This is a genomic window from Paenibacillus sp. EKM211P, from assembly GCF_011066175.1.
Lineage (GTDB): Bacteria > Bacillota > Bacilli > Paenibacillales > Paenibacillaceae > Paenibacillus > Paenibacillus polymyxa.
Genome location: NZ_JAAMNS010000008.1, coordinates 119017 through 138308, shown reverse-complemented (window position 1 = coordinate 138308; position 19292 = coordinate 119017). Strand labels below are relative to the sequence as shown.

The following is a 19292-nucleotide window of genomic DNA, read 5'->3' as shown; positions in this document are numbered from 1 at the left end:
TCTGTTATTTGCTCTTGGAATAATCTCGAACACGCGGCTTGATCAGTGAAACGTCGACCTCTTCATACGAAATTTGTGGTCCCTCCGGTGTCCAATCTGCAATCGTTGTTTTCAGATAATCTTCATCGTTGCGGTCCGGGAAGTCCGGCTTGTAATGGGCGCCGCGGCTTTCGTTGCGCAGCAGCGCCCCTTTGGTCATCGCTTCGGCCAGCTCCATCATGTTCCACAACTGCCGTGTAAACGCAGCACCCGCATTATTCCAGCGCGAAGCGTCATTAATGTTAATGTTTGAGTAACGCTCCTTCAGCTCCTTGATCTTGTGAATCGTAGCTTCCAGCTTGTCATTATAACGAACCACGGTCATATTGTTCGTCATCCACTCACCCAGCTCTTTATGAAGAACATAGGCATTTTCTTTTCCATCCATGTGCAAAATATGCTCGTACTTCTCAGTCTGCTGATGGACTGCCGCATCAAATACCGAAGAAGCTACATCCTGGGCAGACTTTTTCAAGCCCTTGATATATTCCACAGCCTTTGGTCCAGCCACCATTCCACCATAAATGGCCGACAGCAACGAGTTTGCACCCAAGCGGTTCGCTCCGTGATACTGGAATTCACATTCACCAGCTGCGAACAGACCCGGTATATTTGTCATCTGATTATAATCGACCCACATGCCGCCCATTGAATAATGAACAGCCGGGAATATTTTCATTGGGATTTTACGCGGATCGTCGCCGACGAATTTTTCATAAATTTCAATAATGCCGCCCAGCTTTACATCCAGCTCTTTTGGGTCCTTGTGGGACAAATCCAGATAGACCATGTTCTCGCCATTAATACCCAGTCCATCATCAACACATACGCTGAATATTTCACGTGTCGCAATGTCTCGAGGGACCAGATTTCCATAAGCCGGATATTTTTCTTCAAGGAAATACCATGGCTTCCCGTCTTTATACGTCCAAATGCGACCGCCCTCTCCCCGTGCCGACTCGGACATGAGACGCAACTTATCGTCACCGGGTATAGCCGTTGGATGAATCTGTATAAATTCACCGTTCGCGTAGCGAACGCCTTGCTGATACACTGCACCGGCAGCTGTACCGGTATTAATGACGGAATTTGTGGTTTTGCCGAAAATAATTCCGGGACCACCGGATGCCAAAATAACGGCGTCCGCTGCAAAAGTCTTCACTTCCATCGTACGCAAATCCTGCCCGCAAATCCCTCGGCAGATGCCTTCATCATCCAGTACAGCCTGTAAGAACTCCCAGTTCTCGTACTTGGTCACCAAACCAGCAGATTCCCAGCGCCGTACCTGCTCATCGAGAGCATACAGGAGTTGCTGTCCTGTCGTCGCGCCAGCGAAGGCTGTCCGATGATGCTGGGTACCGCCAAAGCGGCGAAAATCTAGCAGTCCTTCTGGTGTCCGATTGAACATAACACCCATGCGGTCCATGAGATGGATAATTCCCGGAGCCGCTTCGCACATCGCTTTTACCGGCGGCTGGTTTGCCAGAAAGTCACCGCCATAGACTGAATCATCAAAATGAATCCAGGGTGAGTCTCCCTCACCTTTGGTATTTACCGCACCGTTGATGCCGCCCTGCGCACAAACAGAGTGGGATCTTTTGACCGGAACCAAAGAAAATAGATGAACGTGGACTCCCGCTTCTGCCGCCTTGATCGTAGCCATTAGACCTGCCAGACCGCCGCCCACAACAATAATGTTGGATGCTGCCATTTCTGCTCACTCCTTCTTTTCAGGATTTGTACTAAATCCCCTTTTACAAATCAGAATAGAATCTCAACACGATGTATCATTTAAATAACTCGTTTACAGTAGCTGTTTAAAGGCGCTGCATTGCACCAAGGCTGTTGCCGTTTCCTGGAATTCCGCGCTGCGAAATGCAAGCAGGGAAGCAACGAAGCCGATCGACACCACCACGAACAGGGTCATACAGATATAGGAAGATACTTTTTGGGCACGTGGTCCCACGGTAATCCCCCAACTGACCATAAATGCCCACAGTCCATTAGCAAAGTGAAATGATGCCGAAACGACACTGATTAAATACAAAATAAAATAGACCGGGTTCGTCACTATACCATGCATTACGCCGCCTAGCTCCTCATGAGTTACATTACCCAGGGCCACCTGAAAGCGTGTGTCGTATACGTGCCAGATAATAAATACAAACGTAATGACGCCGGAAATACGCTGGAACAAAAAGCGCCAGTTACGCGAATAGCCAAACCTTTTGACATTCGGGTCAGCCTGATAAGCGATATACAAGCCATAGATTCCGTGGAACAGTAATGGCAAGTAGATGAATAACGTTTCTAACACAATAACCAGCGGCAAACCATTCAGGAAGGCCACGCTGCGATTAAAACCTTCCTTGCCGCCCTCCACCGCTGTGAAGTTCGTCACCAAATGCTCAACAAAAAATAGAGCCAATGGAATGACGCCAAGAAGCGAATGCAGCTTTCTGGAATAAAATCCTCTCATCTAGGTCATGCTCCCTTCTCCCAATAATAGCGTTTTCAATAGTAATATAACATATAAAATGACAGTTCCCGACAGGGAATGTTCAACAAGGTGTCCCTTATAAGGAAAAACAAAAGTGTGAACATCTTGTGTCGCTTTCATGTTACTCCTTTTCGGCTTATAATGGAATTGCAATATACGTATTAATTATTATGTCTTTTTTGCATATAGAGAGGAAGTGGAAGATTTGTTTGAGGATTTGAACGCTTTTGCCGTCATTGTCGAGCAGTCCAGCCTGAATAAAGCCTCCAAACTGCTGAATTTGTCCCAACCCGCCCTGTCTCGCAAAATTGCCAAGCTGGAGGAAGAGCTGGGTGTCCATCTCTTTGATCGTCGGGGCAAACGGCTCGAAATTACATCGACTGGCCGATTTGTATATACTTTCGCGCTGGAGCAACGGCAACGACAGCTTCGCTTCTTACAAAAGCTGTCCCAGCACAAAAATGAAGCTCAGAGCATGCTTACACTGGGCGCCAGTCTCACGACACTCCAAACGACGCTACCTACCCTCGTCGAAGCTTTCATGAGCAAGCATCCTCAGACTGAGCTAAAGCTGCTCACTGGCAAGACGCATGAAATCGTTGCCTTTGTACGCGACAAAAAAGCAGACGCCGGCGTTGTCGGGTCTGCCATTCATGAAGCTGGACTGCGTTGCATTCCGTTATTTGACGATCATTTGGAGCTAGTCGTCCCCATCGGACATGAATTAACTGTCAAGACAGGAACGGCTTCAATGAAGGACTTGCAAGGATTGCCGATGATTATTTTCTCCAAAGGAACCTGGTACCGCAGTCTGACGGATGACTTGTTCCAGCGTAGCGGCATTATGCCGGATATCCGCATGGAAATCGACTCCTTCGAGGCGATTGTACGCCTGCTTCCCACCTGCAAGGCATCCGCTTTGCTGCCCAAATCCTATTTGCGCAGCGAACTGCTGCGAGATAATGGACTTACTGCATTGTACTTGCCTGATTTGAAGGAGACACGCCGAACGACCTCCCTGATCTACTCAGAAACGGCCGATCTCGGCCCAACAGCACGACGCTGGATTAGCGAGACACGCGCATCGTTTGCAGGCTACCGTATGGTATAGAGGATTTAACCCTCTTCATTGACATTAACGACCTCATCCTCAAAGCGGCCGATATTATCATTGGAGCCGATAATGACCATAATATCGTCTGCTTTCAGCCGATCCATAGCTGTCGGTGCGATCAAGATACCATTCGCCGTATGAAGCGCCACGATGCTGCAACCAAAGCGGGTGCGAGCATTTAATTCTGCCAACGTTTTGCCATTCAGACATGCAGGCACATTAAGTTCTACAATGCTGTATTCCTTGGACAGCTCCAAATAATCGAGCAGATTAGGCGTGACCAGCTGATGCGCTACTCGAATACCCATATCCCGTTCCGGATAAATGACTCGGTCCACCCCAAGCTTCTCTAACGCACGCCCATGCAGCACAGATATGGCTTTGGCTACGACTTTTCTCACACCCAGCTCCTTCAGCAAAATGGCGGTCAGGATGCTTACCTGAATATCATCACCAATCGCAACAATGCCGCAATCGAAATTACGTATGCCGAGTGACCGCAACGCATCCTCATCTGTAGCGTCCATCACGACAGTATGTGTCAGGATCTCACTCATACTGTCCACAACATCCTCATTCCGATCAATGCCCAGCACCTCGCACCCCATATCCACCAATTGCAAAGCCAGGCTCGAGCCAAACCGTCCCAAGCCAATGACTACAAACTGCTGCGTTTTCATATCTACTCGAAAACTCCCTTACCCTATAATTATTTTACCTTCTGGATGACGATACAATTCCTTACCCTTTTTCGGTCCCAGTGCATAAGCTAGCGTGAGTGGACCCAGCCTGCCTGCAAACATCGTCAGAGTAATCACCAGCTTGCCTACAACTGTCAAATCAGGTGTAAGCCCCATAGACAGTCCTACTGTCCCAAATGCAGACACCGTCTCGAACAAGATCATCAGAAAATGATGATCTTCGGTTGCGGACAGAATCATCGTCACCCCAATCACGAACAGCAACCCCAGCAATGTAATAGTCAAAGCCTTATAAATGCGTGCCTGCGCAAGTCGGTACCGGAACAGCACAATGTCTTCCCGTCCCCGCAGCATCGAAAACACCGCTCCAATGAGCAGAGCAAATGTAGTGGTCTTAATCCCGCCTCCAGTAGAGCCAGGCGAAGCCCCAATAAACATGAGTATGATGATAAAAAACTGCGTAGCCTGCCGCAAGCCTGCAATGTCCAGCGTGTTGGCACCTGCGGTGCGAGGGGTAACGGACTGGAATAAAGAACCCAGCAGTTTACCACCCCAATCAAGCGAGCCAAGCGTCTTCGGATTCGTAAACTCAAATACAAAAATGACAAGCGTCCCGACGACAATCAGAGCAGCTGTCATGCTGAGTACCACCTTGGTATGCAAGGATAGTCTCTTACGCTTGCGGTAATCTGCCAGGTCTGACATCACTACAAAACCAATGCCACCCGAAATAATGAGGAACATGGCTGTAAAATTAACAATCGGATCATATACATAACCTGTCAGGCTGCGAAATTCACCGAATAAATCAAAACCAGCATTATTAAACATGGAAATAGCATGCCAAATCCCAAAATAAATCGCCCTGCCTACAGGCATATCAAACGACCAGCGAATCGAAAAAATGATTGCACATACGCCCTCAATCATCAGCGAGTACCATAGCACCTTGCGGATCAATCCGACAATTCCTTCGACAGAGGTCTGATTCATCGCTTCTTGCAAAATAAGGCGCTCCCGCAAGGAAATCCGACGCTTGAACACCAGCGCGATCAAGGTAGCCATAGTCATAAAGCCAAGTCCGCCAATCTGAATCAGCGCAACGATGACAATTTGACCAAAGGTTGTAAAAAAGAGCCCTGTATCCTTAACGACAAGCCCAGTTACACAGGTCGCGGAAGCGGCAGTAAACAAAGCGTCTATAAACGCAAGTGGTTTTCCTGTTGTATTAGAAATGGGCAGCATTAACAATAAACTACCTATTAGAATGATAATGGCAAAGCCTGCAACGAATATTTGCGGTGGAGAAAGCCGAAGCCAGCTTGCATTGGGATTCATTTATTCATCACTTCTCCTCCTTGGTGAACTATGAGCATGGAGATCGCTGAGCTCATAAAATCACCAATTCTTTTCAGTTTCTTTTATAAATCAGAAAAGTATCCGCAAAGCGGGATACTTTTGCCTTTCAATACTCACTACACTTTATACGTAACTACCTCATGGAACGTTTGATGACTTTAAGGCGGGCAGCAGCGAAGCGGTCCATTTGAATCTGGAGAAGCGATAGCGCTCGCCTTTGACTCTGAATTTTACCCTTATCAAGGTCTAGAAAATCAAAAAAATTCAGTGGCAACAGCGATTGGAAGATCAAATGGAACGCGCAGCGTCCTTAACTCAGCAAACTTTTATTCACACTTATACACACAAAAAAAGACACCGGAAAACCGAGTGCCTGACTTGGTTCCTGCCCACAGCCTACGAGGTTAGCTGACGGATTCGGGCAGCACAGTATGCCCTATTTACACTTCCGATCCATCAGGATCGGCTGTAAAATTCACCCCAGTAACATGGTTCCCCCGTTTTCTCACAGAAATTCGGCTTAAATGTATGTCATTACCCATATATTTCATAGGCATTGCCTCAAGATTATAATCCTTCTCTATCCAGATCACAAAACCGATTTCGCCGAAAAAACGTGAAATTGGCTTTAATTTGCGATTGGGCATCGCTTAATCACAGCTTATCTAATTTTATTAAAACTTTAAAGTGCTTTCACTCTGTTTTCATGAATATCGCTGGTCTGTTGGCGGGAACCTGTGCAGTATGATATCTTTAATGGATGTTCTTATTTACAGATTAAGGAGGAAACTCATGAATCCTATCGGGAAACCGGTCGTGCTCACGGCCAACTTCAAAAAATTAGGCTTGCTGGGCGGGGTTGGCCTGATTTGCTTTTTTATCTTTCAATTGCTTATTCCCTCGCTTAGCAATCCAAGTCCGGAATCATTGATGAATGCAAAGGTCATCAGCAAACAAGAAGCGATCGTACACGCCCTGGACTTTGCCCGTTCCGAGCTGGGCTATACGGAATCACAGCCAGAGAAGCCTGTCGTGACCTATCAGGCTGAAACAGATTTGTACGGTTATTTATCCAGAGAAAAACTGCTTCAAGCGTACGATCGTACATGGAAAAAAAATTATCCTTATGAAACCTTTCGGGTTGATTTGCCTGACTCCTCAGCGAAGGGCAAGCTGCAAATTCATGTGGATTTATCCACTGGGAAGGTCGTTAGCTTTAAGCGGATCACCTCCAGCACCAATTACACACAGGCTGATGTTTCTACAGATGAACAAGCACGAAGCAAGCTTGTACGTATAGCTGAGGGCGACATGACGCTTGAAGCCAAGGAACAGGCTGCAGCAAAATGGATCAAACGCTTTGGCTTTAAGCCATCGGAATTGAAGCTTGCGACCACTGAGGGGGAAGGTGGATTAAAATATACCGTGGACGAAAAGAAAATCGGCGCCTCGGTACTTACGCTGGCTTTTACCTTTGAAGATGGGGATGTTCGCTCATTTACCCAAAGCTTTTCAGCCCCTTCGTCTTATACCGACTATGTTAAAAATCAAACATACTGGGCGAATTGGATGACTTATGCGGGTTATGCCCTATTTAGCTTTGTCCTGGGCGTACTTGCCATTGTGTATGCGTCACTCACCCGACGACATACTTCATTTGTACGCGGTATTGTTCTGTCCATTGTTTATTTTGTTGCTAGTATAGCTGGGACCATGAACATGCTGCCTTTATTACAAGCTGAAGCAGGCAGTAAGGGCATGCTTATATTTCTTATGGTATTCCAGGTCGGTGTTACCTTCTTCATGGCTGTAGCCCTCTACTTCTCCTTGGTTGGTGGTGACGGGCTTATGCGTCAGGTTGGACTCAATGCATGGCCACGGGCCAAAGAGCCGGGCTACGGGCTGTATGTGCTTCGCAGTATGTATGTCGGTTACTTGTGGGCCTTCATTTTACTCGGCGTACAATCCATTTTGTTCTTTGTACTGGAGCGTACATTTAATACGTTCTCCACTACAGACGCCACGCAATCCCCTTACAATATGGCTTATCCATGGCTACTACCGATTATGGCCTGGATGGCAGGTATTGGAGAAGAGACTGTTTACCGTCTATTTGGTATTCCGATGGTAAAAAAAATAGTCAAAAATACGTTTGTTGCTTGTCTGATTACTACGCTTATTTGGGCACTGGGACATACGCTTTATCCAATCTATCCAGTGATTTCAAGACCTATTGAGCTGACTTTTCTTGGTTTGCTGTTTAGCTTCGTGTTCCTGCGTTACGGCTTTATCGCTGCCATGTTCAGCCACGTTATTTTTGACAGCATATTAATGGGACTTAGTGTGATAAGTTTGGGAGACACCGTGAATGTGAGCGCCGGTCTATTCTGGATCTTACTTCCGGCTATTGTAGGCTACATCATTTACTGGTTTAGTCCTAAAAAACCTAATCGAATCATGTTTGAACCCGTGAAAAAAGAGGAGCCGTATTCTACGACTCCTCCTCCCGAAGGGCAGCTATAATCTGACGAGCAAGTTTATCCCCAATAGAGAGAGGCCGGAAGTCTTCGACGCTGGCCTCTCTTATTTTTTTGAGCGATCCAAAATGCTTAAGCAGCAACTTACGCCGTTTCTCTCCAATGCCCGGAATGGAGTCCAACTGGGAAGTTACCATCGATTTGCCGCGCTGCTCGCGGTGGAACGTAATCGCAAAACGGTGAACCTCATCCTGAATCCGTTGCAGCAGATAAAATTCCTCGCTGTTGCGTGCAAGTGTTACGGCCTCAAATGTATCCCCCATCAGTAATTGGGAAGTTCTGTGTTTGGAATCTTTCACCAAACCACACACAGGAATAAACAAGCCCAACTCATTTTCCAATACATCGGTTGCCGCTTTAATTTGTCCACGCCCACCATCGACAATGATCAAATCGGGACGCTCTAGATTTTCCTTCAGTACACGTTCATATCGGCGCCGAATAACCTCACGCATCGTTTCATAATCATCTGGTCCCTGCACAGAACGGATCTTGTATTTTCGATACTCTTTTTTGGCAGACTTACCGTCAATAAAGACGATCATGGCCGACACTGGATCGGAACCCTGAATGTTGGAATTATCGAACGCCTCTACCCGATGCAGACTATCCAGCCCAATGGCACGTCCCAGATTGCTTGCAGCTTTGGAGGTCCGTTCCTCATCCCGCTCGATCAGTTTAAACTTTTCATCCAAAGCAACACGTGCATTTTCCGTCGCCATCCCCGTCATTTGCTTTTTCAGCCCACGCTGCGGCACAAGTACCTTTACATCCAGCCATTCAGCCAAAGCGAGAGCTGCCGCCGTTGGGTCCTCTAATCCACCGGATAGTTGAGTTTCTGTTTCTGTTTCTGTTTCGGGTTCTTTTTCCCCGGCTGCTTGGTCACCAACTGGGTCTTGAATCGTTCCTTCTGCATATAACGCTCGTGCTTCGGCTACCCGCAGTGGGTCAGCAGAACGGTCTGACTCCGTTTGCACTGCTCCCTCATCTGTAATGCTGGCAGTCTCAGCTGTGATCGCACTGTAAAGTTCACTTTCTGCTGCAATCGGTTGATCGACATCAGTCGATTTTGCTTTCATCAGCTTAGGAGAATCCGGCAACAATATCTCCTGCGGCACTGCCGGGTTGTCACTGTAATATTGCGTCACATAGGACATAAAATCACTGTAAGCTTCACCGTAGAAAGGGAAAGTCGACATATGGCGCTCGATCATTTTACCCTTGCGGACATATAAAATCTGTACACACATCCAGCCCTTATCTACCGAAAAGCCGAATACATCTCGGTCCTTCGCATCAGATGTGGTGATTTTCTGCTTTTCCATCATCGCGTCGATGCTTATAATCTGATCGCGCAGCTCCTTGGCACGCTCAAAGTACAATTCCTCTGCGGCCTCCTGCATTTTACGCTGGAGGTCCTTTTTAATTTCCTCATGTCCCCCGCTCAAAAAGGAACCGATCTCCTGACTGATCTGGTCATATGTTTCCTTCTCGACCTCTTTCACACAAGGTCCCAAGCACTGATGCATGTGATAATACAGACACACTTCTTTTGGCATTACACCGCACTTGCGTAACGGATACATACGATCCAGCAGCTTTTTCGTCTGATGTGCCGCGTAGGAATTGGGGTACGGTCCAAAATATTTCGCTTTATCTTTCAGAACGCGACGGGTTACCTCCAGCTTGGGGTGTGCCTCGTTCGTAATTTTCAAGTACGGAAAGGTTTTATCATCCTTCAACAGCACGTTATAACGCGGTTGGTGCTTTTTAATAAGGTTGCACTCCAGAATGAGCGCCTCCATATTGCTGCCTGTAACGATATATTCAAAATCACGAATATCAGCAACCAGTCGCTGCGTCTTGCCGTTATGGCTACCTGTAAAATAGGAACGGACCCGGTTTTTCAACACTTTGGCCTTGCCGACATAAATGATGGTGCCTTCGCTGTTCTTCATCAGGTAACATCCTGATGCATCCGGCAACAATGCTAATTTGTGCCGTATGTTCTCCAGCGCCTTCTCCTGGTTCTGCAAGTCCTCCGCATAGGATTTCATTCGCCCGGTTCCTCCTTCCATTCTTAATGACTGCTCAACTTACTACTTATATTATATAGGAATAATGCACAAAAACGCCCCCGGTATATATAACCGGGGGCATTGACTGTTCATGGCGCTCCACCAAGCCCCCGCAGGAGCATGGGTCACATTCCATGATTATTGGTGTTTAGTAAGCATGCTTTTCAATGCTTCTTTGGAGTTCAAACCTACCACTTTATCAACAGGCTGTCCGTCTTTGAAGACGATTAGGGTAGGAATACTCATCACGCCGAAACGAGAAGCAGACTCTGGATTTTCATCCACGTTCACCTTCGCGATTTTGACACTATCGCCAACTTCTGTAGACAGATCCTCCAGAATTGGAGCGATCATTTTGCAAGGACCGCACCATGGCGCCCAAAAATCAACCAAAACGGTTCCTGTGCCTTCGACTTCTGCGTTGAAGGATTGATCGGACACGTTAACAATTGCCATTGTATGTTCCTCCTTTATAGAAAAGTCAAGATTATTATAACCTGTAATGTCTGTTTCGACACCTTTTAATTATATCACAATAGTCTTTTAATTGTAAGATATCAAAAGAGCAGAAGAATGAACGCTTACCCTCGCTGATTTTTCCCCTTGACGGTAATGACATCCACAAAAGGACGAATCCGGTCCATCAAGCGTTGTCCCTTGTACATTTCCTCTCCGTCTTTGCTTGTAAAGCTAAGATGCTTCTCTAGCCCTTGCAGTGAGTAATTAGAAGTATAAAAGGTCGGTTTACGGTTCATTCGGTAATTCAAAATGGAGCCCATTACATGATCCCGTACCCATGGACTCAAATTTTCAGCACCAATATCGTCAAATACGAGCAGATCACAATTTTTAAGCATTTCGGTCGTTTCCTTAAGCTTCTGTCCATCCTGTATCATGGACTTTAAGTCCTCCACAAAATCAGGCATGTAGACAATCACACCGTTGAAACCCGACAGAGCCAACTCGTGCAACAGATAACCCATCAAAAAGGTTTTCCCCGTACCAAACGTACCTTCCAGATAGAGCCCTTTTTTTAATAAACCCTGACTTTTGGTTTCTTCAATATAGCGGAATACCTGATTTACTGCGGGTACGCGTTGCAAATCCTTGCGTGCAATCTCAACGGCATTATATCCTTCCAACAACGCACGCTCATCCACATAAAAGCTTTTAATTCGTTGACGCACTCGTTGTTCATGCTGGGAGGCAACTAGCTTGGCGCACGGGGTCCGAATGTCCACCATTTCCGCTGTTCCATTGGGATACTCCACGCCCAGCTTGCAAAAGTGACCCTGGAAATCGTTAGGACACTGTTCCAGTCCCGGACAGTTGTCGCAATTTCGGCGATCCCGGGTATACTGAAAGAGCATACTCATATTAAGTCGCAATTGCGTTTCGTCTACATCAGGATGTGCAGCACAAAATTCTTTCACCAGCGGATCATTTAGAACCTGATCGGCTACGCTGCGAGTACGTTGGCGAAACGAAGGGTTCTGCATCTGCTGAAGCAAATCACCGAGTGATTCCAAGAATGCTCCTCCTTTCTAAAATGTGCAGAGTTATGGAGGGCGATTGACGCTTCGCTGCCGACCGCCATAAAGTCGACACATTATTGAATTGGCTTCCATTACACCTTTTTCTGTTTACCGGATTGCAGTCGTTCGGCCAGGCGAAGCAGTTCATCCAATTCCTCCTCGGATACGGATTCCTCGGAAGGCTGATCTTGTACGATCGGAATAGACGGCTTGGCAGGCCCATTGTTTTTGGCATACGTGCGGGATCTGCCCCCGGAGGAAGAAGCAGTAGACTGTTTTCCTTTTACCTTGGCTTGATCCCTTATATATTGAACAGCTTTTTCGTAAGTGTTTACCTGCTTCAGCAGCATGTTGGAGGCAACGGCCTCGACAAAGTTGCGGTTAATCCGCTGATCGCTCCCCGATACGAGCAGTGACATTAAATAATGGATCAGCACATTGATGACTTCACCAGGCAACTTATAGCTGATATCAATCTTCTCGAATATATCCAGCAGGTTACCGGGAACCGTGCCGGGGAAAAAGGTTTGCAGCAAACGGCGATAAGGCTCGTTGCGCAGCATCATATTATATTGGTGAATGTCACACTTGGCTGTGAATTGTGGGGGAACCTCTACATAAAATTCCATTTCCACAGCCTGCTCTGCAGGCGGCTCTTCAGGTGTGGAAGTTTCCCTCTGGCGCAAGGCAACCACCTTGGCAGCCTGCACCTGCTGTTCCTCCTGACGCTTCCGTTCCTGCCTGGAGTGTTGGCTAGCCCGAAGCTGAAGCTCGTCGAGCAATAAATCGCCTGCTTCGGTAAAAATGCCGTCCTCATCCAGCAAGCGACTGATATCCTGTACAGAGAGATCAAATTTACGGACCACGTAATTGACCATACCCAGTTGCTCGTGTTCAAATCGAAGACGCTCCACGTGCTTGCGATTGGCGGATTCACGCGGAAAACGAAGAATAATATCTGCATAGTTCAATGCTTCCTCCGATTCGGACGCTAATGCTCCAGTCTGGCGGCTCGTGGATACTTCGGACAGCGCTTGTTCCAACTCATAATCTATAACATGGGTGTTCAGCTCAAACAGCTCATAAAACGGAACCGATATATTCTCTTTATTATGGGAAGATTGCGACCATTCGCTAGATTCCCTGCTCCACAACGATTCTCTCAGAGAAAGCACTGCAAACTTACCGATTTTATCTCTCAACAAAAGGGTAAGGTGCTGCGTTCTGAAAAATTCAGCAGGTGCGAGCGGTGGTTGCATCTCATATTCATACATATAATCGTCCGTTTCGGGCGCATACAACCTGGACGTCTGCAACAGACCGACAGCCTCCAGCTTGGAGGTCTGTTCAATCAAATACTTGCGTCCCTTCTCACTTGGCTCCAGTCCCAGTGTCAGAAAAAGTCGACGTTGCTGTTCCAACGGCGAATAACCAATCTGTCCGACTGGCACATGCTGGAACAACAGTCGATATAGACTGACCGCAAATGCGCCTACCATCGGCTGATAGACACTTCCCAGCATCAATTCATCCAGTGCGCTCAAGCCAAATTCCCGATAAACGCAGTAGCGGTGGTTCTCAGTATAGTGCAGCAGGTTTTTCATCCGCATTCCGACATTCTTCCTTTCCTGACATAACGTTCTCCAAGATGTTTTTCTATTCTATCATACTTGCCCTCGGGTGGGACCAACAAAATAAGGGCAATTGTCCTCCTTTTTGGCAGCCGTATTCGTCCGAGTTCTTCTTTTTTCGAGAATACTAACTATTTTATGACTTTTGTGACCTGCATCATGGAAAAATAATATTCTTCACACTTCTTTCATTGGTGAAAAGCTCCAAATTGAGCTACAATATAATGGTTAAACATCACGTATTGGATACAGGAACGATATACGGAAGTACACATATTTCGGCTAAGCCGATTACATTTACAGATCGTAAAGGAGTGTAGATCGTGAATCAACATCAACCTCAACAAACCCCAGCAACACCCAACGAAGTAACCTCCACACTGGAAGGCTGGTACGCGCTTCACGATTTCCGGTCCATCAACTGGACGGCATGGAAAACTGCAGACGATGAAGAGCGCGCGGGAGCACTGGACGAGCTTCAAGAGTTTATGAAGGAATGGAGCGTTACCGAGGAAGCAGGTCTGGGCAGCTCAGCTGTCTATACTGTAGTCGGACAAAAGGCTGATTTTGTTATGCTACACCTGCGTGAAACGCTGGAAGACCTCAATAAATTGGAAAATGAATTTAACAAAACAACCTTCGCCAAATATACGACCAAAACTTATTCTTATGTAAGTGTGGTGGAACTGAGTAATTATTTGAGCAAGGAAGAAGATCCAATGCAAAATCCACAAATTGTCGCGCGCCTGAAGCCTGTATTAAACAAGGCACGTTATATTTGTTTCTATCCAATGAACAAAAAACGTGATCTGGATGACAACTGGTACATGCTTTCGATGGACGAGCGTCGCACCTTGATGCGCAGCCACGGTTTAATTGGACGCAGTTATGCTGGCAAAGTAAAGCAAATCATTTCAGGCTCCATCGGCTTCGACGATTGGGAGTGGGGCGTGACCCTGTTCTCCGAAGACGCACTTCAATTCAAGAAGCTAATTTACGAAATGCGTTTTGATGAAGTTAGTGCCCGATACGGTGAATTCGGTTCCTTCTATGTCGGCAGCGTTTTGAATGAAGAAACATTTGAAGACATGCTGAAGCTGTAAGACGCAGACATCAACTCTTTACTGAAAAAAACCGAGGATTTCGTGAACTCCCACTTTCGGGACGACGGAATCCTTTTTTTATAAGATCTAAAACTATAATAGAAGAGAAAAGGCCCCCGCACGGGCGCCTGATACAATGTATTTTTTTATGATTGCCCAGGTAATAAACCAAGGAATAATAGCTCAGATTATTGCATCACCGGCTCCACCACTACGGATGTATTCTCACTTTTCGCCAGCTTTCTTTTCTCCAGAGCAATCAAAATAAAGATAATAAGCAGCAAACCACTTAGTAAGACCAAAAAGCCTCCCAACTCGGGAATAAAATATTTTAAGCTCCCACCTTTAAAGCCCATACCTCTCAGAAACTTGAAATGCCAGGTTAATGGAAGGATATTACTTACATATTGCAGCGATTGAGGCAGCATAGCCACCGGCAATTGAGCACCGCTCAGTAAAAACGAAGGCAATATAATTAGCATGAGGCGTGAAGAAGCTTTTCCTGGATTGGCCGCACTCCACCCTAGAGCCATCGCAAACAAACTCAACGTAATGGTGTACAGGAGAAATGGAATACTGAGCTGCCATACATTTGCTTCAAAGCGTAAGCCACCAATTTGCTTAAGCAAACCAATGGAGAGGTAAAAGGACACACATCCTACCAATGTATAGGGTAACACTCTAAGAATCAAACCATACGAATGCTGAAGCTCCTCTTTTAATCTTCCTTGCTCCCGCAATCGTGGAACAATTGTCAGTGTAGCAGCACCAAGCAGTGAAATCATGACCGTATTGATGAACCCCATTACCGAAGTCATTAAAGTAGCATTGGTAGGGTTATACAATAGGCGCTGCTGAAGCAGCATATTGGAAGTAAGCCCTGTAACCTGGCTGTCACTCATTCCCATACCCTTTAATCCACCGCCAGCGAGCATTGCATTTTCCGTCGCTATGATCTCTGTGACTGCCGAGCGTAAGTTTCCAGTAGCCTGACCTACCGTATTATCTACATAAAAGCCAATATTGCTCTGAACTCCTCTAATCCTATTTTCCTCCAACCCAGCTGGAAGGTAAATCACTGCAAAAAACTTTTCATTATATAAAAGTAAATTCGGATCGGTTTCATTCTCTTGCACATGTTGTACATCAATATATTGTGATGCATCCAACTTATTAATAAGCTGTCGGCTATAACTGCTATGATCTAAATCAACTACAGCTACAGAAGCATCGTTAAGCTGATTATTTTTAAAAACAAATCCAAAGGCTACAGCTACTATAATCGGAACAAGTAGCATTACGAAGACCATTTTGCCGCTGACCAACAGCTTCCACTCTTCTATAAACGACTTCATTTTGTCACAACCTCTACCGTCATTCCAGGCAATAATTCAGATGTTCGCTGGACATTCACCCGTACTTGGAAGGAGCTTATATCCGCTAGACCTTTGTCCCGACTCATCCTCATGTTGGTATACTGAGGGGCGGAAGTAATGTACTTCACCGTGCCCTGAACATCTTTATGTAAAGCTACGACATGCGAAATCACATTTTGTCCAGCTTTAAACTGCGATATGGAATCCTCGCCCACATAAATATCGTAGTATAGCTGATTGGTTTCAATGACGACACCCGTTGCTCCCGTAGAAATAATCTCCCCCAGTTTAGGTACAATACGCGAAACCTTACCATCTGTGGATGCCTTCAGCACCATACGTCCGCGCTGTAACTCAACAGTTTTGAGTTGAACCATAAATGCCTGCTTTTGTTGAGCCAGAAGATCGACATTGTATTGGCTATTCTTAACATCTTTTCGTGTTTGCGAGGTTTGATTCAGAGCTTCCTTGGCTTTTTCTGTTTTGATCCGAGCCTGCTGACGTTCCTCAGCCGTTGCTCCAGCCTCCAATTTATCCAAAACGGTCTGCTGCTGAGCGATTCCATTTTTAGTAATGTCCGATTGTTTGCTAGCTGCTGTAATCTGGTTATTGGCTATTTCAACCTGGTCTTTAGCTGTATCCAACGCAATTTGAGCATTATCCAGTTGGTTTTTAGCGTTATCCAGTTCTGCCTTGCTTCCAGCTCCGGCATCATATAACACTTTGAGTCGGTTGTAATTAACTTTGGCCAATTCTAAAGCCTGCTGTCTGGATGCCACTGTTTTTTTCGCAATTTCCGCATTTCCTTTGGCAGTCTCCACTCCTGTGAGGGCTGCGTCCAACGATTGCCGTGCTGCTTCAATGGCCAGCTTTTGTCTTTCGATATCCTCTGTACGTGCGCCTTGATTTAATAAGGTCTCTCCCGCTTGCGCGGCTTGAATGTCTAATTGTCCTTGTATTTCCGAACTTGAAATTTTTTCAGACTGATTTTGCAACCCTTCTTTAGCCTGTTTTATTTTCACATCAGCCTGTGCGATATCCGTTTTTAATTTCTCAATTTGCAAATCAAGGTCTACAGGATCAAGAGTCATGAGCACATCCCCTTTTTTTACCTGTTGTTCTTCCTGCACCTCAATCGTTTTTACTCTTCCACCTACGCCCTGAAAAGCAACATTTACGGTATCTGCGGCCAGCAGTGTATTTTTTTGTGTAGCTGCCAAGCTCACAGCATCCTTACCGCTCATTGCCATTAGCGTACCCCCGGTACCTAACGCGACAACAAGTAACATGTACACGATGATTTTTTTGTTCATTAGAATAAACCCTCCTACATGATGATTTAGCCAGTGATAGTTAAAATTAATAGAAAAACAAGTAAGACATCTGATAGTACGACGTCTAACTATTTATGACGGGAATTTGTTCATTCCCTTTTTATCTGTTCAAGACCTGAGGAAAGCTTATTTAATAATCTAGCAAATAGAACATGATCTTCCTGCGTAAATTCATTCAACAAATCCGAAAAAAGCTGGATGAACATCGGAATTTTTTCCGTCATTAACTGTTTTCCTTCGTCAGTCAAGGAGATCGCGGTCATACGTCGATCCGTCAGCGTACTTCTGCGGATGATGCCGTCCCGTTCCAGCTTATCAATTACGCTGGTTACTGTTGAACGAGTAACCCCTGAATATTCAGCCAGCTCTGATGGAGTCAATGCACGTTCATGTAAAAACAATGGCACTAAAATTTTCAGGTTGCCTACAGATAACCCATATTCCGAGAGTCTGGAAGACACTCCATTGTACACTTCATGTGCTGCCTGCACGAAAAGTACGAACGTATTCAACGATTGGGAGTCCACATTTGGAAACTTTTCAGTCAATAAATTTATTCTCTTGGGATCGGCATTGATTTTAAAATCAGAATTCAACGTGAAGCTCCCCCTCTATAATTAGTAACCATACTATATGTCGTCGAATAGTTATGAGTCAATATCTTTTTTTCGTTCACCTAAATAAAAAAGGTCTCCAAGCTCCATTCAAGGAGTCATGGAAACCTTCTGACGTTAGAAAAACCGCCCTTTTTTCACTACTAGTGGAATGCCGCCAATGATGAACAGATAGCGTAGATCCACAATTTTTTTCAACTGTGCAGCCACCCAGCCTTTGATTTTGCGTTTACCTACTACGGCGACAGCTTCACCTTTTCCAAGAGATGCAACTGTACCCTTGTTGGAGAATACGAACTTGTGCAGCTCCTTTTTGCGGAGCGTAGCGGCCAGATTCTTGGCACAAAGTACTCCTTGCTGCATTGCAATTTGGGCAGTCGGTGGATAAGGGCGGCCTTCGGGATTAAACATCAGGGAGCTGTCCCCGATAATGAAAATATCATCGTGACCCGGTGCACGCAGAAAATCGTCGATTTTCACCCTTCCGCGCATCACTTCGAATCCGGCCTTCTCGATCAATCCGTTTCCACGGATTCCGCCTGTCCAGACGACCGTGCAGGCTTCAATTTTCTCACCCTCACCGACGATTACACCATCCTGCTGGCATTCCTTAATCGGGACTCCAATACGGAAGTTAACCCCTTTACGCTTGAGGACATCCATCGCATATTCCACCAGCTCAGGATCAAACCCTGGTAATGCTGTAGGAGCTGCCTCGACGTTAATGATTTGAATTCGGTTAAAATCGATGTCGTAAGCTTTAGCCAGCTGTGGCAGACGATCTGCCAACTCCGCTACAAACTCAATGCCACTAAAACCAGCGCCCCCTACGACGAAATTTAGGCGACCTGGCTTACCGTCATTTTTATACAGGGCCAGCTGGTATTCAATATGCTCTCGAATCAGGCGCACAGAGTTAATACTACGAATCGTCAGTGCGAATTGATCCATCCCTGGAATTCCGAATGTTTCCGGCTCGCCACCTAATCCGATGACCAAATAATCGTAGGATAGCGAGCCATCCTCCAGCACGACTTTTTTCTCATTTGGTATGATTTCCTTCACTGTTCCTTTGACTAAATCCACCTTGAACTCATCGATTAGCTGCGCAATCGGAATCCTCGAATGCTCAATCGTATCCGTGCCTGCCGCAGGCATGTGAAGATGTGTCGTAATATAGTGGTAATCATGACGGTTGATTAGCGTGACAGTTGCCTCATTGTGCTTGAGCTCTTTTTGCAATTGCTGAGCCGTCAATATACCGCCATATCCGGCGCCCACAATGACAATTTTGGGAATACTGCTCATGCTTCTACCCCTTCCGATATACATAATCATTCAATATTCACAGCTTTTCTCTTAACACGGTTA

The 19292-nt window shown here is 46.0% G+C and carries 15 protein-coding genes and 1 riboswitch; of the genes, 3 read left to right on the top strand and 12 right to left on the bottom strand.

All coding sequences use genetic code 11. The annotated features are described in order from the left end of the window. Positions 1–4 precede the first annotated feature (4 nt). Both sdhA and G9G57_RS13955 read right to left on the bottom strand, forming a co-directional pair. The gene (gene sdhA, locus G9G57_RS13960) at positions 5–1750 is read right to left on the bottom strand and encodes a succinate dehydrogenase flavoprotein subunit (protein WP_016820039.1); all 1746 of its coding nucleotides are present in this window, start codon (positions 1748–1750) and stop codon (positions 5–7) included. 93 nt (positions 1751–1843) lie between these two features. Then, on the bottom strand, positions 1844–2518 hold the full coding sequence (locus G9G57_RS13955) for a succinate dehydrogenase cytochrome b558 subunit (protein ID WP_016820038.1): 675 nt from the start codon (positions 2516–2518) through the stop codon (positions 1844–1846). Positions 2519–2744: 226 nt separating this feature from the next. On the opposite strand from G9G57_RS13955, the gene G9G57_RS13950 reads away from it, so the two are divergent. Further along, the gene (locus tag G9G57_RS13950; protein WP_016820037.1) at positions 2745–3650 is read left to right on the top strand and encodes a LysR family transcriptional regulator; all 906 of its coding nucleotides are present in this window, start codon (positions 2745–2747) and stop codon (positions 3648–3650) included. Between the two features lie 5 nt (positions 3651–3655). On the opposite strand, the gene G9G57_RS13945 is transcribed toward G9G57_RS13950, so the two are convergent. Both G9G57_RS13945 and G9G57_RS13940 read right to left on the bottom strand, forming a co-directional pair. Beyond that, complete coding sequence (locus G9G57_RS13945) at positions 3656–4333, bottom strand: potassium channel family protein (RefSeq protein ID WP_126666238.1); 678 nt, start codon at positions 4331–4333, stop codon at positions 3656–3658. 18 nt (positions 4334–4351) lie between these two features. Continuing rightward, positions 4352–5692, bottom strand: a complete 1341-nt coding sequence (locus G9G57_RS13940) for a TrkH family potassium uptake protein (RefSeq protein WP_019688514.1) — start codon at positions 5690–5692, stop codon at positions 4352–4354. Between the two features lie 399 nt (positions 5693–6091). Continuing rightward, positions 6092–6244, bottom strand: a riboswitch (cyclic di-AMP (ydaO/yuaA leader). A 261-nt stretch (positions 6245–6505) separates the two neighbouring features. Here G9G57_RS13940 and G9G57_RS13935 point away from each other — a divergent pair. Then, positions 6506–8236, top strand: a complete 1731-nt coding sequence (locus G9G57_RS13935; protein ID WP_044788098.1) for a CPBP family intramembrane glutamic endopeptidase — start codon at positions 6506–6508, stop codon at positions 8234–8236. Here the strand turns inward: G9G57_RS13935 and uvrC are convergent. The 4 genes from uvrC to G9G57_RS13915 form a co-directional block, all read right to left on the bottom strand. Beyond that, positions 8205–10307, bottom strand: a complete 2103-nt coding sequence (gene uvrC / locus G9G57_RS13930) for an excinuclease ABC subunit UvrC (RefSeq protein ID WP_164965091.1) — start codon at positions 10305–10307, stop codon at positions 8205–8207. The two genes, G9G57_RS13935 and uvrC, sit on opposite strands and share 32 nt — an antisense overlap. A gap of 159 nt (positions 10308–10466) precedes the next feature. Then, positions 10467–10784, bottom strand: coding sequence for a thioredoxin (trxA, locus tag G9G57_RS13925; protein ID WP_010347861.1), 318 nt, complete (start codon positions 10782–10784; stop codon positions 10467–10469). Positions 10785–10909: 125 nt separating this feature from the next. Further along, positions 10910–11857 carry a primosomal protein DnaI gene (dnaI, locus tag G9G57_RS13920; RefSeq protein WP_016820033.1) on the bottom strand — a complete coding sequence of 316 codons (948 nt, stop codon included), beginning with the start codon at positions 11855–11857 and terminating at the stop codon, positions 10910–10912. Positions 11858–11955: 98 nt separating this feature from the next. Then, positions 11956–13473: a DnaD domain protein gene (locus G9G57_RS13915; RefSeq protein ID WP_013372881.1), complete on the bottom strand. Its 1518-nt coding sequence runs from the start codon at positions 13471–13473 to the stop codon at positions 11956–11958. Positions 13474–13817: 344 nt separating this feature from the next. Between G9G57_RS13915 and hemQ the strand changes: the two genes are divergently transcribed. Continuing rightward, positions 13818–14597, top strand: a complete 780-nt coding sequence (gene hemQ, locus G9G57_RS13910) for a hydrogen peroxide-dependent heme synthase (protein WP_164965090.1) — start codon at positions 13818–13820, stop codon at positions 14595–14597. A 188-nt stretch (positions 14598–14785) separates the two neighbouring features. Here the strand turns inward: hemQ and G9G57_RS13905 are convergent, their stop codons facing one another. The 4 genes from G9G57_RS13905 to G9G57_RS13890 all read right to left on the bottom strand — a co-directional run bounded on the left by G9G57_RS13905 (position 14786) and on the right by G9G57_RS13890 (position 19229). Next, complete coding sequence (locus G9G57_RS13905; protein WP_164965089.1) at positions 14786–15952, bottom strand: ABC transporter permease; 1167 nt, start codon at positions 15950–15952, stop codon at positions 14786–14788. Next, entirely contained in the window at positions 15949–17286 is a 1338-nt protein-coding gene (locus G9G57_RS13900; protein ID WP_164965088.1) for an HlyD family secretion protein, read from the bottom strand. Before G9G57_RS13900 ends, G9G57_RS13905 begins: the two co-directional genes overlap by 4 nt. A 110-nt stretch (positions 17287–17396) precedes the next feature. Next, the gene (locus G9G57_RS13895) at positions 17397–17903 is read right to left on the bottom strand and encodes a MarR family winged helix-turn-helix transcriptional regulator (protein ID WP_164965087.1); all 507 of its coding nucleotides are present in this window, start codon (positions 17901–17903) and stop codon (positions 17397–17399) included. Between the two features lie 135 nt (positions 17904–18038). Then, on the bottom strand, positions 18039–19229 hold the full coding sequence (locus G9G57_RS13890; protein ID WP_164965086.1) for an NAD(P)/FAD-dependent oxidoreductase: 1191 nt from the start codon (positions 19227–19229) through the stop codon (positions 18039–18041). Between the last annotated feature and the right edge of the window lie 63 nt (positions 19230–19292).

Excerpts from the sequence above, each read along its gene's own strand:
- sdhA (WP_016820039.1), bottom strand. The coding sequence starts at position 1,750 with ATGGCAGCATCCAACATTATTGTTGTGGGCGGCGGTCTGGCAGGTCTA.
- G9G57_RS13955 (WP_016820038.1), bottom strand. The coding sequence starts at position 2,518 with ATGAGAGGATTTTATTCCAGAAAGCTGCATTCGCTTCTTGGCGTCATT.
- G9G57_RS13945 (WP_126666238.1), bottom strand. The coding sequence starts at position 4,333 with ATGAAAACGCAGCAGTTTGTAGTCATTGGCTTGGGACGGTTTGGCTCG.
- G9G57_RS13940 (WP_019688514.1), bottom strand. The coding sequence starts at position 5,692 with ATGAATCCCAATGCAAGCTGGCTTCGGCTTTCTCCACCGCAAATATTC.
- G9G57_RS13935 (WP_044788098.1), top strand. The coding sequence starts at position 6,506 with ATGAATCCTATCGGGAAACCGGTCGTGCTCACGGCCAACTTCAAAAAA.
- uvrC (WP_164965091.1), bottom strand. The coding sequence starts at position 10,307 with ATGAAATCCTATGCGGAGGACTTGCAGAACCAGGAGAAGGCGCTGGAG.
- trxA (WP_010347861.1), bottom strand. The coding sequence starts at position 10,784 with ATGGCAATTGTTAACGTGTCCGATCAATCCTTCAACGCAGAAGTCGAA.
- G9G57_RS13915 (WP_013372881.1), bottom strand. The coding sequence starts at position 13,473 with ATGCGGATGAAAAACCTGCTGCACTATACTGAGAACCACCGCTACTGC.
- G9G57_RS13905 (WP_164965089.1), bottom strand. The coding sequence starts at position 15,952 with ATGAAGTCGTTTATAGAAGAGTGGAAGCTGTTGGTCAGCGGCAAAATG.
- G9G57_RS13900 (WP_164965088.1), bottom strand. The coding sequence starts at position 17,286 with ATGAACAAAAAAATCATCGTGTACATGTTACTTGTTGTCGCGTTAGGT.
- G9G57_RS13890 (WP_164965086.1), bottom strand. The coding sequence starts at position 19,229 with ATGAGCAGTATTCCCAAAATTGTCATTGTGGGCGCCGGATATGGCGGT.